Source organism: Porphyromonas sp. C0026D3, from assembly GCF_056590775.1.
In genome coordinates, this window is the sequence record NZ_JBWPWU010000002.1 from 156,351 (window position 1) to 175,124 (window position 18,774).

An 18,774-nucleotide genomic window follows, 5' to 3' on the forward strand; every position below is an offset into this window, starting at 1 on the left:
CGACCTCATCATCTTTTTCTCCCGTCCAAAATTGTCCTCCGAAAGGCCCGAAGCCCTTCACGACCTTCCCGCCACGAGCCCCAAATGCTCAGCCCACAGGAGGGCGGTCAGCAGGGGAAGGTGCGACTTTCGCCACAAAAGGGTATATTTGTACATTAGTGTGCGTATGATTCCACACCCTACTTGGATGACAAAAGAGTAAATGAGGAGCTATATCGAACCGGTCGGACGTTACATCGTCCTCCTTGGCAGGGTTTTTAGGATCCCTCGGAGCTGGAGTATGTTCTTTCGCGAGTTAGTTCGTGAGGTGCACTTCCAGGGGGTTGGGTCTCTCTGGATCGTGATGCTCGTGTCGTTTTTCATCGGTGCAGTCATCACCATACAGCTGGGGATCAATGTGACCACTCCTCTGGTCCCCAAGTTCATCATGGGCTACTCAGCCCGCGAGATCATAGTATTGGAGTTTTCGAGTACGATCATGTGCATGATCTTGGCCGGCAAATGTGGTAGCAGTATCGCCAGCGAGATCGGGACCATGCGGGTGACAGAGCAGATCGATGCCATGAATATCATGGGGGTCAATGCAGCCAACTACATTATCCTCCCCAAGGTAATAGGGATGATGCTCTTTGTACCCATCCTGGTGGTTGTCAGCATGTTTGTCGGGATATTGGGGGGGTATCTCGGAGCTCTGATTACTCCGGAGATTCCTCTGACAGAGTTTATCTCCGGCTTGCAGCTAAACTTTCGTGAGTCACGCATCCTCTACTCGATCACCAAGGGTGAGGTCTATGTCTTTTTCATCACGACAATCAGTGCCTACTTTGGGTACACCGTGGATGGTGGTGCTCTGGAGGTAGGCGAGTCCACGACCAAAGCGGTCGTGTACAGCAATGTTGCCATACTCGTCAGCGACCTAGTCCTGACCCAACTACTACTGACATGATTCAGGCGAAAGGGTTGCAAAAGCAGTTTGGCGACAAAGCCGTACTCTGTGGTGTGGATGCCACATTTGACAGAGGAGAGTGCTCACTGATCATAGGCAAGAGTGGTGCCGGAAAGACGGTTTTGCTCAAGTGCTTGGTTGGGCTGGAGACGCCGGACGAGGGGCAGGTACTCTATGACGGCCAAGACCTGCTGAGGATGAATGCCGGGCGGGAGTCCAAGCTCCGACAGGAGATGGGGATGCTCTTTCAGGGCTCGGCACTCTTTGACAGCATGAGTATTTTTGACAACGTACTCTTCCCGCTTGCAATGTTTAGCCCCCTCAAGCGCCGCGACCGGAACGCACGTGTGAAGGAGTGCCTCAACCGAGTCCAACTGTGGGATGCACGCTACAAGTTTCCGGACGAGATCAGCGGGGGAATGAAAAAACGCACCGCCATAGCCCGAGCCATCGTAATGAGTCCAAAATATCTGTTTTGCGATGAGCCGACCAGTGGACTGGACCCCGAGACCAGCAAAGTGATCGATGCGCTGCTCAAGGAAATCACCACCGAAAACAGTATCACCACAATCATCAACACCCACGACATGAACTCAGTGAAAAACATCGGCGACAAAGTGATCTTTCTCAACGATGGCAAGGTATCGTGGGAGGGACGAGGGGTAGACATCGAACACTCAGACAATAAGCCACTAAAGGACTTTGTATTCATCAGCCAACTGTAACACCAAATATAAGTAAGACAACGAGATGACCGAGGAGACAAAAAAAACCGAGAAGTCGCTCAACTTCATCGAGCAAATAGTGGAGGATGACCTTCGAAATGGTCTAAACGATGGACGCATCCAGACACGATTTCCACCGGAGCCCAACGGCTACCTACACATAGGTCACGCCAAAGCTATCTGTATCGACTTTGGAATCGCACAAAAGTACGGAGGGACGTGCAACCTAAGGTTTGATGACACCAACCCTGTCAAGGAGGATGTGGAGTACACCAATGCCATCATGGAAGATATCAAGTGGCTCGGCTTTGAGTGGAACCACGTCTATCACGCATCGGACTACTTTGATCAGCTATACGACTTTGCCGTAGATCTGATCAAGCGTGGCTTGGCCTACGTCGATGAGCAAACCTCCGAGCAAATCGCCGCACAGAAAGGGACGCTCACCGAGCCGGGAATAGAGAGTCCCTATCGAAACAGACCGGTAGAGGAGAACCTAGCCCTCTTTGAAAGGATGAAACAAGGAGAATTTCCGGACGGAGCAATGACTCTGAGGGCAAAGATTGACATGGGGCACTCCAACATGCACTTCCGCGACCCGATCATCTACCGCATCATGCACCACCCACACCACCGTACCGGCACAAAGTGGAAGGTATATCCCATGTACGACTTTGCTCACGGCCAGAGTGACTACTTTGAGGGAGTGACCCACTCCATCTGCACCCTGGAGTTTGTCGTCCACAGACCACTGTACGACTACTTCATAGATTTGCTAAAGACGGACGACTACAGGCCGAGGCAGTATGAGTTTAACCGCCTAAACATCACCCACACGATGATGAGCAAGCGAAAACTCCTAGAGCTGGTACAACGCAAGATCGTCCACGGGTGGGATGACCCTCGGATGCCCACGCTGGTGGGATTGAGGCGGAGAGGCTATACGCCGGAGAGCATCCGCAACTTCATCGACGCCATCGGGTACACCAAGTACGAGGGGACCGTGGATGTCGAGCTACTGGAGCACACCGTGCGCGAAGACCTCAATAAGCGTGCACTCCGCACCTCCGTAGTCCTGGATCCGATAAAGCTGGTGATCACCAACTACCCCGAAGGCCAAGAGGAAGCCATGACAGCAGTGGACAACCCCGAGGATCCGGAGACAAAGACACACGAGATCGTATTTGGACGAGAACTCTGGATCGAGCGCGAGGACTTTATGGAAGATGCACCAAAGAAGTACTTCCGCCTAACCCCCGGCAGAGAAGTCCGACTGAGGTGTGCCTACATCGTGAAGTGCACCGGGTGTGTGAAAGACGCAGATGGCAACATCATCGAAGTACACGCTGAGTACGACCCCGATACTCGCACCGGTATGCCGGGTGCCTCTCGTAAGGTAAAGGGGACCATTCACTGGGTAAACGTCAAGCATGCCATCCCCACAGAGCTACGCTTGTACGACAAACTTTTCCTCTCGGAGAATCCAGCAGAGGAGAAGTACGATGACCTCCAAGACTTGGTCAACCCTGACAGCGAGCAGATCATACCCACCGCCTATGCAGAAGAGTGGCTCAAGGAGGCAAAAGTAGGCGATCACTACCAGTTTGTCCGAAAAGGCTACTTCGTGAAAGACAAAGACAGCTCGGTCGAAAAACCGGTATTTGTACAGACCGTGACGCTGAAAGACAGCTGGAAAAAAGAACAAAATAACAAGTAACCCCAACCCGACCAAGCCTAATCCAAGGAGACAAGACTACCACAATGTATAGATACACAAGAGATATCCTGTTGCTCCTGCTACTCGCATGTACCACCATCGCTCACGGACAAAACAAAACCAACGTGATCGATGAGGTCGCATGGATAGTGGGAGACCAACCCATCCTTCGCTCCGATATTGAGCGACAGCGACTGTACTACGAGAGCATGGGGCAGCACTTTCCGGGCAATGCACGCTGCATTATCCCCGAGCAGATGGCCGTCCAAAAGCTCTTTTTGAACCAAGCGGAGATTGACAGCGTGCTGCCCAATGAACAGATGGTCAACCAAGAGGTCAATCGCTGGCTCGAGTCTGTCACAGCTGAGCTTGGCGGACGTGACAAGGTCGAGGAGTACCTGGGACAACGCTACACACAGATCAGAGAGGACCGTATGAAAGTCGTACGCGAGGAGTTTACCGTGATGCAAATGCAACGTCAATTGGTTGGCGAAATCGTGATAGCACCTAGCGAAGTCACTCGCTTTTACGACAAGGTGGACAAGGACTCCCTACCCTTTATTCCCCAAGCTGTCGAAGTACAGATCATCACCCTTACGCCCAAATTGTCAATGACCGAGGTCGATCGGGTCAAAGCCAAGCTAGTGGACTTTACCAATCAGATAAATAGTGGCAAGATGTCTTTTGAGACTCTTGCTCGCCTTTACTCCGAAGACAAAGCGACAGCGATGAAAGGTGGCGAGCTGGGATACCTAGGGCGCGCCGAACTGGAGCCGGAGTTTGCCAACGTGGCATTCAGCCTACGCGACCCCTCCAAAGTCTCCCGTATCGTCCAAACCAAGCGTGGCTATCACATTATCCAGCTGATTGACCGACGAGATGACCTGATCAATGTCCGTCACATCATGTTGCGCCCCAATGTTGATTTTGCTGAGCTTGACAAAACTACCGAACGACTAGACTCCATCGCCCACTTGATCCGGGTGGACAGTCTTGACTTTGGCACAGCCGCAATGTACTACTCGACCGACGAGGACACACGCCTCAGCAATGGACAAATGGTCAACGACAAGAGCCAGAGTAACCAATATGGCACCTCGCGCTTTCAACTCGAAGACCTTCCCCAAGAGATCTCCTCCGTCGTTGCCAAACTAAAGGTGGGAGAAGTCTCCAAGCCTTTTAGGATGTACAACAAAAACAACAACGAGGTCATGGCCATTGTCCGACTAAAAGAGCGACACGAAGGACATCGGGCAAACGTAGTGGACGACTACCAAGTCGTGAAAAGTATCGTCGAGGCACGCAAACGAGCCGAAGTGCTAGATGAGTGGATACGCGAAAAGCAAAAAACCACCTACGTACGCATCAGCCCGGCGTATCGCGATTGTGACTTTCAATACCCCGGCTGGGTCCTCGATAACTAACACATCGTACCCAAGCAGATGTCTCGGGATAAGCGCCCCATACTCAGGACTCTTCTCAGTGCCGGGCTCCTACTGGTCGGTATGATTGCCAGCGGTGCAGACCGTATCGCCACGACCGGTCGACTCCCCTTGCTCAGTGAGAGGGACAGCATAGCTTCATCTATACAAGACAGCACTGGCCGCCCGACCAAAGAGCAGATCATCATCGACCATGTAGATGTCTGGAGCTACGACAAAGAGCTCAACCCTGACGCTCAAGTACTGCGTGGTAACGTGGTTTTCAAGCACAATGACGCAACCATGTACTGCGACAGTGCGCTTTTGTACGAAAAGTCCAACCGGTTTGAAGCCTATGGAGAGGTGCACATCGAGCAGGGAGACTCCCTCCACATCTACTGCCACTACCTTGACTACGACGGACCTACTCTGCTAGCCCGACTCCGCTATCTGGTGAGGATGGAGCACGGACAAAATACGCTCTACACCGATAGCCTCGACTACGACAGAGGCCTAGGCATAGGGTACTACGCAGATCACGGCACTATCGTCGACAGCCTAAATGTCCTCTCCTCCGTCTATGGAGAGTACGACACAACAACCAAGACGGCGACTTTCAACAACAATGTAAAGCTAGAAAACGAAAACTTCACGCTCTACTCCGACACCCTCTTCTACGACACCAACACGCACATAGCCACCATCCTGGGTCCAACCAGGATAGTCGGAGACAGTGGGGTCATCACGGCCACACGAGGCACATACGACACCGAACGAGATGTCGCCAACCTCCTAGACCGAGCCGAGATCACAAGCGACAAGTACTGGATGACCGGCGACTCCCTGAGGTACGATCGCCCCAACCAATTTGCCGAGCTCCATGGACACGTAGTCCTACGTGACACCGCACAAAAAGTGGACCTCAGAGGCAACTATATTGAGTACAACGAGGGGACAGGACATGGGCTGGCTAAAGATAGCGCCTATATCATGGAGTACTCCGAGCCCGACACCCTATGGGCACATGCACAAGAGCTGGAGCTCCTAAAAGTGGACTCCCTCCACAGTGTCTACAAGGGCAAAGGCAACGTCCGACTCTACCGAAGTGACATACAAGCCGTGGCGGACAGTCTACTCTACCTCACAGCAGATTCGCTACTCCACCTAATAGGCTCCCCATATATATGGAGTGGATCGTCACAAGTCACGGGAGACAGCATCACCCTCTACTTTGCAGACAGTGCCCTCCACCATGCTCACATCCGCCAAAATGCCTATCTCTCTGACCAAGTACGTGACAACTACTTCAATCAACTCAGAGGACGCGAGGTCTTGACCTATTTCTCAGATAACAAGATGGACTCCCTATGGGCGCGAGGAAATGCCGAAAGCATCTACTACAACCTCAACGCTGACAGTCTCCTAACCGAGCAAATACGGAGTCAGAGTAGTGCAATACTGATGCAATTCGACAATCAAGAGATAGAGCGCATCATGCTATTGGACAAAACCGTGGGCACCATCACCCCGGTGCCACTCCTGACATCAGATCAACTGATCTACACCAATTTTGTATGGTTTCCCGAGGGACGCCCACTGGGAAGCCTAGATATCTTCCGCAACACACCTCTCCCCGGTGCTTCTATGAGCACTGAACTGAAAGAGGCCGCCAAACCACAGGGTAGCCTACTCTACGAGCCCGATCCGGAAGAAAAAGAAAAAGAGAAAGAAAAAGAGAAGCCAACCACAGAAGCACAACCCACAAAGAAGGAAGAGAGCAATGGGACTGATGAACTTTTACAAGCCCAGGAAGCCAAGTAAATTTAGATACACCTACCGGTACTACGATGCCAAGAAGGAGGAGATGCAAAAGCGCATTAGCCGAGCGCGACGTAAGTACTATCCCGAGGAGTTTGGCGACAAAGAAGAAGCCGAGCTGGTCAAAGACAAGCTCAGAGGCGCCTTTCACCAGCAGTCGGATGTGCTAGGCTCTTACAAGCGTGGAGAGGATCTCCGAGGTGCGTTGCAACAAAAAAACTGGACCATACTCCTCATTCTCATACTCCTACTCGTCCTATTTCTATGGTTGTACGATAATATCGGCATCCGCTTCTTTTCTTTCTTTGGTTTTTAACTAAGTTCCTATTCCCTCCGCAGCCCCATTTTCCTCAAAATAATAAGCCTCAAACCACTTGCCAACAAACCTTCGTTATTAGCCCATGGATAGTCTCATCAAGTTACTTCCGGACAACATAGCCAATCAGATCGCCGCCGGTGAGGTGATCCAGCGTCCCGCCTCAGTGGTAAAGGAGCTGGTGGAGAATGCGGTAGATGCCGGGGCCAGCAAGATACTTATTGACATCAAGGATGCCGGCAAGACTCTGATACAAGTGATTGACGATGGCAAGGGCATGGCCCCAATGGATGCACGCATGGCCTTTGAACGACATGCCACCAGCAAGATTCGATCTGCTGACGACCTTTTCGCCCTGAGTACACTAGGATTTCGAGGTGAGGCTTTGCCCTCCATTGCAGCCGTCTCCCACATCACACTTCAGACGCGGACCGAAGACCTGCCACAGGGAATCAAACTAGAACTTGAGGGATCCAAAGTGGTATCGACCGAGCCGGTAGTCTGTGCGACAGGGGCAAACTTTTCGGTGCGTCATCTATTTTTCAACGTACCGGCACGTCGGAAGTTTTTGAAGCAAGACTCAACCGAGTTTCAGCACATTCTCAATGAGGTACGCAACATCGCTGCTGTTCGCCCCGGGATAGCCTTTACACTCAAGCACAACGACCAAGTCACCCTTGCGCTGGAAGCGACACTCCCCAAGCAACGCATCCTAGACCTTTTTGGCAAAAAGAGGTTGCAAGACACACTGATCTCCATTGACGCTGACACCCCTTTGGTGACCTTGAGAGGCTTTGTCTCAAAAACCGATCACACGCGCAAGCGAGGTGCGCAGCAGTACTTTTTTGCCAACGAACGCTACATGAAGCACCCGTACTTTCATCGCATGGTGCTCAATGCATATGGCAATATGATCTCCAAGGGCGAGCAACCGGAGTACTTCATCTATCTATCGGTGGACCCGGCCGGGATCGATGTCAATATCTCGCCCACCAAGACAGAGATCAAGTTTGAGGCCGAAAACGACATTGGCTCTATCATCTTCTCCACCATCCGCCGAGCATTGATGCAGGGAGCCGCAGTGCCCACTTTGGACTTTAGCTCACCTGAGTCGAGGTTACAAATACCGGTTGCACGGGCTGGAGATCCGGGCGAAATAGGTGAACCACCAACATCGGCTTCATATCGCAACGTGGGAAGCCGGATCAACCATACAATCCTACCCAGTAGTATCAACACCGATTTGGGCAAAATGCCGGACTTATCCGACTGGGAGGAGTTTTACAGCAACTTTGAGCGCAACCGCTCCAAGCAGACACCGGTAGTCCATTCGCTTGTCGACACACCCGCTCCAGTCACTCTTGAGGAGCCGATCCTGCTAGGTGAGTATGCCCTACTTCCCTACCAGGAAAACATCTACATCGTCCACCTTCGTCACGCCGGCTACCAAGTGCTCTATGAGCAATTGTTGCGAGCACTCAAGAGTGGTGGAATCCCCTCAGCCCCTCTGCTCTTTCCCGGATTGATGGAGCTATCGATAGAGGATGCCGAAGTGCTGGCAACACATATGGATGACTTGGTGGCACTAGGCTTTGACATCTCCCAGATGGGCCAAGAAAGTATCTCAATCAATGCTGTTCCAACCGGTATCACGGCCGGATCCGAGGAGCAACTCCTTGCCGAAATGCTGGAGGCATGTCGTGAATCAGCCAAAAGTGGTGGAGAGGCTCTCCTCGAAAAACTCCTAGAGACCCTCGTACAACACCGTATCCGGAGTTCTCAGACACCCGCCAGCCCGGCACTGGCTCAAGAACTCATCTCTGATCTCCTCCGCCTACCCGAGTACCTGGTTGCCAAAAATGGGCGAACAATTATCTCAATCATCACACCAAAAGAACTACGGACCAGATTCAAATAACCCTATCATATACTAATTTTATTATGCATAAGCTACTTCACACCATCTTGATCAGTATCTGTGCGCTTGGTTCAACCACGGCACAAACCTTTATGGAGTGGCAGGACCCAACGGTCAATGCCATCAATCGACTACCGGCTCGCACCGACTTTCACCCATACCACCTCCTAGAGGATGCTCTCGACGATGACTTATACCGATCAAAGGATGTCCTAAGCCTGAATGGCGATTGGAAGTTTTCGTACACACAGGATGCACGAGACTATCCTACCGACTTTTTTGAGATCGGGTACGATGACTCGGCCTGGCGGACCATGCCGATTCCGGGCATGTGGGAGCACCATGGAGTAAACGAACCCCTATACGTCAATGTCGGGTACGCATGGCGTGGACACTTTCAAAACAAACCACAGGAGCCCAACCCTGTACCCATTACCAACAACTCTGTGGGCTCGTACCGACAGTCGTTCGTACTGCCCACCACGTGGGCGGGCAAAGATGTGACCCTGCACATTGGTGCCGTGACCAGCTGCGTATACATCTGGGTCAACGGTCACTTTGTCGGCTATAGTGAGGATAGCAAGCTGGCCGCTGAGTTTGACCTCACACCGTACATCAAGCTGGGCGAAAAGAACCTGATTGCATTCCGTGTATTTAGGTGGTGCGACGGGAGCTACATGGAGGACCAAGATATGTTTCGCTTCACAGGCTTTTCTCGCGACCTCTATCTCCAAGCTCGCCCAAAAGAACGCCTCGAAGACATCCGCATCGATCAAGATCTGATCAACAACTATAGCGATGGTCGCCTCTGCGTCCGCCTAAAGTCCACCGGAGCCCCAACCTACCGCCTTGAGCTGTGTGATCCTGATGGGCGTAGCGTCTGGCGCCACGAAGTAGCAGGAATGGGGCAAAACACCGTGACTGCGACTATACCCAATGTATTGCCTTGGACCGCCGAGACACCCAACCTGTATACGCTATTCGTCAAAAGCTACGTGGATGGAGTCCAAACAGAGATCCAGCAACACAAGGTTGGATTTCGAAACATCGCAATCCGTGACAACATCCTCCTGGTAAACGGTCGTCGCATCCTCGTCAAAGGGGTAAACCGCCACGACATGTCACCTGCGAGTGGTCCTATCGTATCTCGCGATGAGATGCTGGCAGATATACGGCTGATGAAAAACTTCAATATCAACGCTGTCCGTACCTCTCACTACCCCAATGATCCCTACTTTTACCAACTCTGCGACAAGTACGGCATCTACGTATTGGCAGAGGCCAACCTCGAGTCACATGGCATGGGCTATGAGGATCTCTGCCTAGCCAAGTACGAACTCTGGGAAAAACAACACGTTGAGCGCAACACCAGGCACGTAAGCACGCTATACAACCACCCCTCCATCATTATCTGGTCCATGGCCAACGAAGCCGGGGATGGGAAAAACTTCACAGTAGCACGGCAAGAACTCCTCAAGATAGACCATACTCGCCCAATCATGCTGGAGCGAGCTTGGAATGGCGACAACACAGACATTTACGCCATCATGTACCGTACACCACAGGTCCAAAAGGAGTATGCACTCAACAATCCTACCAAGCCCTACATTATCTGCGAATACGCACATGCTATGGGCAATACGCTCGGAAACTTCCAAGAGTACCAAGAGCTGTACCACACTTACGATGTACTACAAGGAGGATTCATCTGGGACTTCATCGACCAAAGCCAATACAAATACATCAACGGAATACGGGTACAAGGCTACGGTGGTGACTGGAACAACTACGACCCCTCAGACAATAACTTCTGCAACAACGGACTTTTCTCCATCTACAAGACCCCCAAGTCTCCTGCTTACGAGGCAAAGTATGGTTACCAAAATGTACGTACAAAGTTTGAGCAAACCGGTAATAATACCGGCGAACTCCTGATCACCAATGACTTTGTCTTCAAACCATTGGCTGACCTATCCCTGACCTACGAAGTAACAGTCAACGGAGAGACCATCTACAGTGAGACCATCCCCTGCCCAAGCGTTGCACCGCAGGAGACTGAGCGACTAGCTATCACTCTGCCCGATCTACCCACCGGGGTTGATGCCTTCCTAAACGTCACCTATCGCCTCAACCAGTACCGTCCCCTCATTGACAAAGGCTGGATTGCCGCACAGGAGCAGTTTGAGCTCAAGCACGAGGCTCTGTTTATGCCACAGCTGAGTACTCAAGGGACGACCCAGATCACAGAGGAGACAGCGGGCCGTATTGTCATTACAGGGCCCAAGGGTCTACGGATCTCTTTCGATAAAAAGACAGGGCTACTATCCGAGTACACAGTAGATGGGACCGTCTACATGACCCCGGGGACCAGCCTAGAGCCGTGCTTCTACCGTGCGCCAAACGACAATGACATGGGAGCCGGACTCCAAAAACACTGGGGCGCATGGCGCAACCCCACACTACGTCTCTTGTCTCTGGAGTACAAAACCACAGACAACGGGCAGGCACAAGTCGTGGCACAATACGAGCTACCTGAGCCCAATGCCTCTCTGTCCATGCAATACACCATTGACCAGGACGGCAAGCTCCTACTCCGCCAACGCCTTGATCGACGAGATGACAACACCTCATCGCTTCCTTTTAGGATCGGAATCCGAGTACAAATCCCTAAGAGGTACGAAAACCTCGTCTACTTTGGCAGAGGACCGCGTGAAAACTACTCCGACCGAACCAATGGAGACTTCATCGGAATCTACGAACAACGAGCCGTTGACACCTTCACCCATCAGTACAACCGGCCCCAAGACTCAGGGGTACACAGTGATGTACGATATTGGGCGGCATGCGACCTCGACAATCGTGGAATAGCCTTTTACTCGGATCGCCCCTTCTACGCATCTACCCTACCCTATAGCATCGAGCAACTCGAAGATTATCCGGAAAAGGGACAAAGCCACACCGAGCTCCTAGAAGAAGATCCGACTTCACTCTTTGTCAACATTGACTCACACAGTGCCGGAATCGGTGGCATCGACTCATGGGGTTCATGGCCTCTGGATGCTTACCTCCTAAAGGAACGTAGCTATACCCAGAGCGTCCTGATCGCACCAATCAAGATCACTCGCAATAGACAATGACGACCACTACCGGCTGGCGCGATCAATTTTTTCAGTACCTAGCCTACGAGCAGAGTGCATCTCCGCTCACAGTAGAGGCCTACCAAAACGACCTGAATCAGTGGCTCATCGTCGAGGGGCACGACCCCTCCGATGACGCCACCCTTGAGTTGATGGTTCGGACGGTAGATACCCGTACAGCACGCAAGTCGGTCCTAAAGTTCATGGAAGCCGGCGACAGCGCACGCACAGTGCGCCGTCGCTTGGCCTCTATTCGTTCGTTTTATCGGTTCTTGTTGCGCCATGGAGTGGTCAGCACTGATCCCTTCAGATCTGTACGTCCTCCCAAAAGCTCCAAGGAGCTCCCAACGTTTCTCAACCCCGACGCACTCACACGACGAATCAAAGAACTATACGAGGAAGCCGATAGGCAAAACGAGGATGCCAAAGAAAAGCAGGCGATTTGGATGCAGGCCTTTATCATTGACCTACTGTTTCAAACCGGCATGCGCTCTGCCGAACTATGTGGGCTTCGAGTCACGGACATCAACTTTGGTACACAGACCCTTAAAGTACTGGGCAAGCGCAACAAAGAGCGAATCATACCACTTGGACCCGGTATCCTCAACACTCTGTCCGAGTACCTAGCCCATTACCGCACCCCGGCTACACCCGACGAGCCGGCCTTCTTGCTCAACAGTAGAGGCAAAGCCGCCACACACAGTTTTTTGTATCGAGTTGTCACACAGGCATTGGAGCCACTTAGCCAGTACAACCACAAGAGCCCGCACATCCTGCGACACAGCTTTGCCACCGCCCTACTCAATGGCGGTGCCGACCTCATGAGTGTCAAGGAGCTACTGGGACACGAAGATGTGGCGACAACCTCCATCTACACCCACACCACCTTTGAAGAGCTTCGCAAAAACTACCAAGCCCACCCCAGGAACAGAGAAGAGTAATCCCCAACACCTTTTTAATACCGTAAGGAGATGAAGTATACAACAATCCGACTACTCCTTGCGTTTCTTCTGCCTTTTTCGTTTGCGTCATGTAATCTCATACATAAGACAGAGAAGAAGGCAAGTGGCGACTCATACTTTAGTACAGCGACAAATGAAACAATAATCACGTATAATATCGAAGGAATAAGCAGTGAAGGTGCAGAAGCTAAAGTAACTTATGTAAACGGGAAAATATCAAAGAGCATTACGACTCTTTATGGAGAGACAGGGCAGGCTACAATAGTATATGAGTTTGGAGCTGATTACGACATCAAGTAGCGCATGGAAGACAAACTACGGAAAACGACAAGGCATCAAGTCCCCCTATTTTTGCCGCTCGGGGAGGGGGAAAAAATTTGACGGATAGAAGGGAAATGTTTCCAGTAGGAAAGAAAATGATTTGACGGATAGTAGCGATCTGTTTCCAGGTAGGATAATTTTGCCCATAGGTCTAATCACTTAAAGGCAATACACTTTCCAAACTGTGAAACTCTAGGAACTGTGCGGTGCTTAGGGGTGTGGAGTCTTCTCTTATACATGGTAACTGAAATAAGAAGGAATAAAGGTAAATGAAAGAGAAAGTAATCTGTTTTTTGGCGCTTGCGCTTATTTCAAGCTCAACACTAATGTTTGGTCAAGATAAAGTTCTCAACTATTGGGATAAGAAAGAAGTATTTCCCGACTCTGTAGATTGGTTTGCTCTTGCTCAGGTGTCGCCAATCCCTGAAAGTGTCGTTTCGGATTACCTATGCAATACCAGAAATGATTGTTTTATTAATCCGGAGAATGGATATAAGTTACGCTATTTTCCTGTTTGCAAAGTCGAAGCGAGAAACTATTGGCTGTTAATGTATGAAATAACAGATGGTTACTCAATAGATCGCTATATAGCTTCTTACATCGAATCCGAAGATAAAATAGCATACAAGCTCCATGTATACAGTTCTATTGGAGGTGATACACCTACAATCTTTTACAAGCTAAGAGGTGATAAGGTTGAAATCTTTCGTAAGATAAAAAGAAACTTGGAAGATGATACCATAGAAGATACCATACACGAAACTTATGGACTGGATAGTTCTTTGAGTTTAATTTCAAGTAACATCCCCGAAGCTTTTCTGCCTAAAATAATTATAGACAAATTAAACTAAGAATTTGTATGTTCACTTGGCGGAGGAATGGCGTTCGTGTGAAGAACAATCATCGTGTTTAATGAAAACGGCACTAAAAAATAATAGCTGGACGATGACCGTAGCATTTGCTGTGATTGAGTTTCCAATAATCATCTTTCTATCCTACTTTTCATTGGGAAGTAAAGAAGATGTTATCGAAATATATCACAGCAATCCTCTTGGTATTATTTTCATTAAAGGAGGCGTTTCGTTTATGGTCACTTCATTTGTAACGTCTTTGACAATGTTGCTCTTTGCCGTCATCAAAAGAATACTACTGGATGTCAAGACTGCTCGTGAAAGGCTTTTCATTTCTCTGGGGCTTAATCTTGTTATTATAGGTATTGAGACTGTTGGCGTCTTGATCTACAAATTGATGACACGTGGATATGTCTGATAGACGTATCGACATGAAGTTTCTCCAAAAAGTTGGATAGGCTAAACACTTTCCGGTAAAAGAAAGAGCTCGGTATTGTGCCGAGCTCTTTTTCGTTAATCTGGGGAATGCCTCAAATCGGGAGTTGTAAAAATAATCCTCAGATTATCAATGGCATCATCATATGGAGCCAAACTCCCTACCTATGCTTGATTTTCGGTTGAGGAGTAGACACCGGTATAGTTGCGAGGTGTGACACGCTTCATCTCTGCCTTTATGTCGTCACAGATATCCAGATGATCAATGAAGTCGTCTACCCGCTCGCGTGTCAGCTTCTCATTGGTTCGGGTCAGTGCCTTGAGTGCCTCATAGGGTTGGGGGTAGCCCTCTCTTCTGAGGATGGTCTGTAGTGCCTCAGCGATAACCGGGAGTGCATCGTCCAGATCCTTGAGGATTTTAGCCTCATTGAGCAGGATTTTGTCCAAGCCTTTGAGCAGGCTGTTTATGGCTATAGCACTGTAGGCAAGTGGCATCCCGATATTGCGCATAACTGTGGAGTCGGTGAGGTCACGCTGGAGACGAGAGACCGGTAGCTTGTGGGCGAGATGCTCGAGGTAGGCGATGGCGATCCCAAGGTTTCCCTCGGCGTTTTCGTAGTCGATAGGGTTCACTTTATGCGGCATGGCTGAGGACCCGACCTCACCCTCCTTTATTTTCTGCTTGAAATACTCCTCACTGATGTACAGCCACATGTCTTGTGCAAAGTCCTTGAGGATGACACAGAGTCGCTTGATGGCATCCAAGAGTGCGGCAAGGTTGTCGTAGTTGGAGATCTGGGTCGTGTACTCCTCCAGCTTCATCTGCAGATCCTGCTCAGCAAAATTGCGAGCAAAGTGACGCCAATCAATGCCCGGATAAGCAATGTGGTGGGCATTCATATTGCCGGTGGCACCTCCAAATTTGACAGATTGTGGCACCTTTTGGAGCGCATCCAGCTGTTGCTCAAGACGGTACGAAAAGACCCGAAACTCCTTTCCCAACGTAGTAGGTGATGCCGGCTGCCCATGTGTACGCGCCAGCATGGGGATATCTTTCCACTCTTCCGCATAGTGTCGAATCCTAGCTGTGAGCTGGTCCATCAGGGGGAGCCAATATCGGTGGAGGGCATCTCGCAACATCATTGGCTGTGCGGTGTTGTTGATATCTTGAGATGTTAGCCCAAAGTGTACGAACTCCAAGACATCGTCCAAGTCTGAGTCCTTTAGCCGTTCTTTGATGAAGTACTCGACAGCCTTGACATCGTGGTTTGTCACTGCCTCTATTGCCTTGACCCGCTCGGCATCCTTTTCAGAGAAGTGAGTATAGATCGCCTGGAGCTCCTCTATGTAGTGTGGTTCCTGTAGCTTGTGTAGCACAGGTAGGACCTTGCTGAGGGCAAGCAGGTACTTGATCTCTACCATCACACGGTAATGGATCAATGCATACTCAGAAGTATAGGCACTTAGCTCAGTGATCTGACGGCGATACCGGCCATCGATTGGTGATACAGCAGTAAGGGATGAAAGGGTCATAAGGGGTGTGATTGTTTAGAATACAGTGGGTTTGATCTGAAGGCCGGTGGTCTCCACAAGCGAGCACATGAGGTTCATGATATGTATGGCATTGCCGGCGGCCCCTTTCATCAGGTTGTCCATAGTGCTGACGATCAGGAGCTTTCCGTGATGCTTGCTGAGGTGGATCAGGACATTATTGGTATTGATCGCATCGCGGACATCCGGATAGTCCTCGACGATACGCACGAAGGAATGGTCCTCAAAGTAGCTCTCATAGATCTCGCGGATCTGCTTGAGCTCCACCGGTGTCTCCATATAGGTCGTGGTGTAGAGCCCTCGATTGAAGCCACCACGTAGTGGGATCAGATTGACCTCCTGTCGAAAACTTTTTTGGAGGTCCGCCAGGGTCGTTTTGATCTCGCTGACATGGCTATGTCCGAGTGGCTGATTGACCTGAAAGGTGTCAAAAATCACGTCATAGCTAAGTCCTTTTTCGGGCTTGGATCTTGAGAAAGACTCCGTCTTCCCGGCCACCGAGTAGGCGTGGATCTCGCTATTGAGGAGCATGTGCTTTGCTAGAGGGACCAAGGGTGTCTCCACAGCTATCGCAAAAGAGCCCGGTACAGCGGCGCGCGTGGCCTGAGTGAGGTCACGACGATAAGCCTCAGGCAAACCGTAGACGTAGTGGTGTCCATTTTCGTTCAAGTGTCGGTGCTCTCGCGTAAAGTCGATCACCTTGACTCCCTCCGGTAGGCGATGTGTCGACAAAAAGGCTTCGCTACCCCCACTGGCAAGGCATAGAAAGAGGACATCCAGCCCATCAAAGTCGGGTTCGCTCGTAAAGCAAAGGGATCGGAGGCCATGCAGGTCATTGAAGACCTCTTGCACCTTCATCCCATCACGCTCGGGGGAGTAGATCATCTCCAAGCGGACATCCGGGTGATGAATCAGCAGGCTATACAGTTCGCCCACACAGTAGCCCTCACTACCTACGATTCCTACTTTTATCATAGCTTATCCGACTAGTGGTTATAGATCTTTTTTCGCAACTCTGCCACGGTTGGGTCGCTGACATAGTCATCATAGGCCATCATCTTGTCAATGATGCCATTCGGACCAAGCTCTATGATGCGGTTGGCAACAGTCTGAATAAACTCATGGTCATGGCTTGAGAAGAGGACATTTCCGGGATAGACCTTCAGCGTGTTGTTGAACGCCTGGATACTCTCCAGATCCAAGTGGTTGGTCGGTGTGTCCAGCACGAGCAGATTGGCATTGATGAGCATCATCTTGGAGATCATGGCACGCATCTTTTCGCCTCCACTGAGGACACGCACCTTCTTGGCAATCTCCTCTCCACTAAAGAGCATCCTACCCAGGTAGCCCTTGAGGTAGACCTCGTTGGTGTCTTTGGCAAACTGTGCGATCCACTCGATGAGGGATAGGTCGTTGTCAAAGTAGGCACCATTGTCGAGGGGCAGGTAGGCCGAGGTCACGGTCTGCCCCCACTCATACGTCCCGGCCAGAGGTGCTTGATGCCCCATGATTATCTCAAAAAAAGCGGTCATCGCCCGGGGGTCGTGCGAGAGGAAGACGATCTTGTCGTTCTTCTCCACGTTGAAGCTGACATTCTGAAAGAGTACTTGCTCCTCAGTGCCATCCGCCGCCGGTGCATGAGCAGTCAGCCCATTGACTTCCAGGATCTTGTTGCCCACCTCTCGCTCGGGGGTGAAGATGATACCCGGATAGCGTCGTGTGGAGGGCTTTATCTCATCTATATTCAGGCGCTCTAGCATCTTTTTTCGGCTTGTGGTCTGCTTACTCTTGGCCACATTGGCACTAAATCGGCGGATAAACTCCTCAAGCTCCTTTTTCTTCTCTTCTGCCTTTTTGTTTTGCTGCTGCATCTGCCTCAAGGCGAGCTGGCTACTCTCGTACCAAAAGCTATAGTTGCCGGAGTAGATCTGTGCCTTCCCAAAGTCAATGTCCACCGTGTGTGTGCATACCGAGTCGAGGAAGTGCCGGTCGTGGCTGACGATGAGTACTGTATTCTCAAAGTCCTGCAGATAGTTTTCCAGCCACATCACCGTATCCAGGTCGAGGTCATTGGTCGGCTCATCCAGTAGGAGGTTGTCCGGCTTGCCATAGAGAGCACGCGCCAGCAGTACCCTCACCTTTTGCTTACCACTGAGGTTGCCCATCAGCTCATTGTGCAACGACTCATCCACGCCCAGTCCACTGAGTAGCTGTGCCGCATCACTCTCGGCATTCCATCCCTCCATCTCCGCAAACTTCTCCTCCAGCTCGGCAGCTCGGATACCGTCCTCGTCCGAAAAGTCGGGTTTGGCATACAGTGCATCCTTTTCCTCCATGATCGCCCACAGGGTCGAGTGCCCCATCAGCACGGTATTCATCACCGTGTACTCATCAAAGGCAAAGTGGTCCTGACTCAGCACCGACAGACGCTCCCCAGCACCCATCTGGACACTGCCGTGGGTCGGGTCCTGCTGCCCGCTGATGATCCGCAAAAGCGTGGACTTACCGGCACCATTGGCACCGATGATACCGTAGCAGTTGCCCGGGAAAAACTTCAGGTTGACATCCTTGAAGAGCACACGCCCCCCAAACTGTATCCCCAAATCATTGACTTCTATCATTTTTCTTTCTTACCTAGTATTATGTATTCGTGTTG

Annotated in this window: 15 protein-coding genes; 12 read left to right on the forward strand and 3 right to left on the reverse strand. The window is 50.8% G+C overall.

The genetic code is table 11. From position 1 onward, the window contains the following. Positions 1-202 precede the first annotated feature (202 nt). From AC1EK1_RS02225 to AC1EK1_RS02280, 12 genes are all read left to right on the forward strand, one after another. Positions 203-946 carry an MlaE family ABC transporter permease gene (locus AC1EK1_RS02225; protein ID WP_480305434.1) on the forward strand — a complete coding sequence of 248 codons (744 nt, stop codon included), beginning with the start codon at positions 203-205 and terminating at the stop codon, positions 944-946. Then, positions 943-1,671, forward strand: coding sequence for an ABC transporter ATP-binding protein (locus AC1EK1_RS02230; RefSeq protein WP_480305435.1), 729 nt, complete (start codon positions 943-945; stop codon positions 1,669-1,671). The genes AC1EK1_RS02225 and AC1EK1_RS02230 overlap by 4 nt, the downstream gene beginning before the upstream one ends. Positions 1,672-1,696: 25 nt before the next feature. Beyond that, positions 1,697-3,388, forward strand: a complete 1,692-nt coding sequence (locus AC1EK1_RS02235) for a glutamine--tRNA ligase/YqeY domain fusion protein (RefSeq protein ID WP_480305436.1) — start codon at positions 1,697-1,699, stop codon at positions 3,386-3,388. A gap of 44 nt (positions 3,389-3,432) precedes the next feature. After that, positions 3,433-4,812: a peptidylprolyl isomerase gene (locus AC1EK1_RS02240; protein ID WP_480305437.1), complete on the forward strand. Its 1,380-nt coding sequence runs from the start codon at positions 3,433-3,435 to the stop codon at positions 4,810-4,812. Positions 4,813-4,830: 18 nt separating this feature from the next. After that, positions 4,831-6,630 (forward strand): OstA-like protein, encoded by a 1,800-nt coding sequence (locus AC1EK1_RS02245; protein ID WP_480305438.1) that lies wholly within the window; start codon positions 4,831-4,833, stop codon positions 6,628-6,630. Beyond that, positions 6,599-6,943 carry a hypothetical protein gene (locus tag AC1EK1_RS02250; protein ID WP_480305440.1) on the forward strand — a complete coding sequence of 115 codons (345 nt, stop codon included), beginning with the start codon at positions 6,599-6,601 and terminating at the stop codon, positions 6,941-6,943. Before AC1EK1_RS02245 ends, AC1EK1_RS02250 begins: the two co-directional genes overlap by 32 nt. A gap of 85 nt (positions 6,944-7,028) precedes the next feature. Then, a complete protein-coding gene (gene mutL / locus AC1EK1_RS02255; RefSeq protein ID WP_480305441.1) occupies positions 7,029-8,861 on the forward strand; it encodes a DNA mismatch repair endonuclease MutL in 1,833 nt (610 codons plus the stop codon). A gap of 23 nt (positions 8,862-8,884) precedes the next feature. Continuing rightward, entirely contained in the window at positions 8,885-11,998 is a 3,114-nt protein-coding gene (locus AC1EK1_RS02260) for a glycoside hydrolase family 2 TIM barrel-domain containing protein (RefSeq protein WP_480305442.1), read from the forward strand. Then, positions 11,995-12,939, forward strand: coding sequence for a tyrosine-type recombinase/integrase (locus tag AC1EK1_RS02265; protein WP_480305443.1), 945 nt, complete (start codon positions 11,995-11,997; stop codon positions 12,937-12,939). Before AC1EK1_RS02260 ends, AC1EK1_RS02265 begins: the two co-directional genes overlap by 4 nt. 30 nt (positions 12,940-12,969) lie before the next feature. Beyond that, on the forward strand, positions 12,970-13,260 hold the full coding sequence (locus tag AC1EK1_RS02270; protein ID WP_480305444.1) for a hypothetical protein: 291 nt from the start codon (positions 12,970-12,972) through the stop codon (positions 13,258-13,260). 290 nt (positions 13,261-13,550) lie between these two features. Then, positions 13,551-14,132 (forward strand): hypothetical protein, encoded by a 582-nt coding sequence (locus tag AC1EK1_RS02275; RefSeq protein WP_480305445.1) that lies wholly within the window; start codon positions 13,551-13,553, stop codon positions 14,130-14,132. 61 nt (positions 14,133-14,193) lie between these two features. Further along, entirely contained in the window at positions 14,194-14,550 is a 357-nt protein-coding gene (locus AC1EK1_RS02280) for a hypothetical protein (RefSeq protein WP_480305447.1), read from the forward strand. 182 nt (positions 14,551-14,732) lie between these two features. Here AC1EK1_RS02280 and purB read toward each other — a convergent pair whose 3' ends face one another. The 3 genes from purB to AC1EK1_RS02295 are packed head-to-tail and all read right to left on the reverse strand — an operon-like array spanning position 14,733 to position 18,739. Next, positions 14,733-16,100 (reverse strand): adenylosuccinate lyase, encoded by a 1,368-nt coding sequence (purB, locus tag AC1EK1_RS02285; RefSeq protein ID WP_480305448.1) that lies wholly within the window; start codon positions 16,098-16,100, stop codon positions 14,733-14,735. Positions 16,101-16,115: 15 nt separating this feature from the next. Next, on the reverse strand, positions 16,116-17,093 hold the full coding sequence (locus AC1EK1_RS02290) for a hypothetical protein (protein ID WP_480305449.1): 978 nt from the start codon (positions 17,091-17,093) through the stop codon (positions 16,116-16,118). Positions 17,094-17,104: 11 nt separating this feature from the next. Next, on the reverse strand, positions 17,105-18,739 hold the full coding sequence (locus AC1EK1_RS02295; protein ID WP_480305450.1) for an ABC-F family ATP-binding cassette domain-containing protein: 1,635 nt from the start codon (positions 18,737-18,739) through the stop codon (positions 17,105-17,107). Positions 18,740-18,774 lie beyond the last annotated feature (35 nt).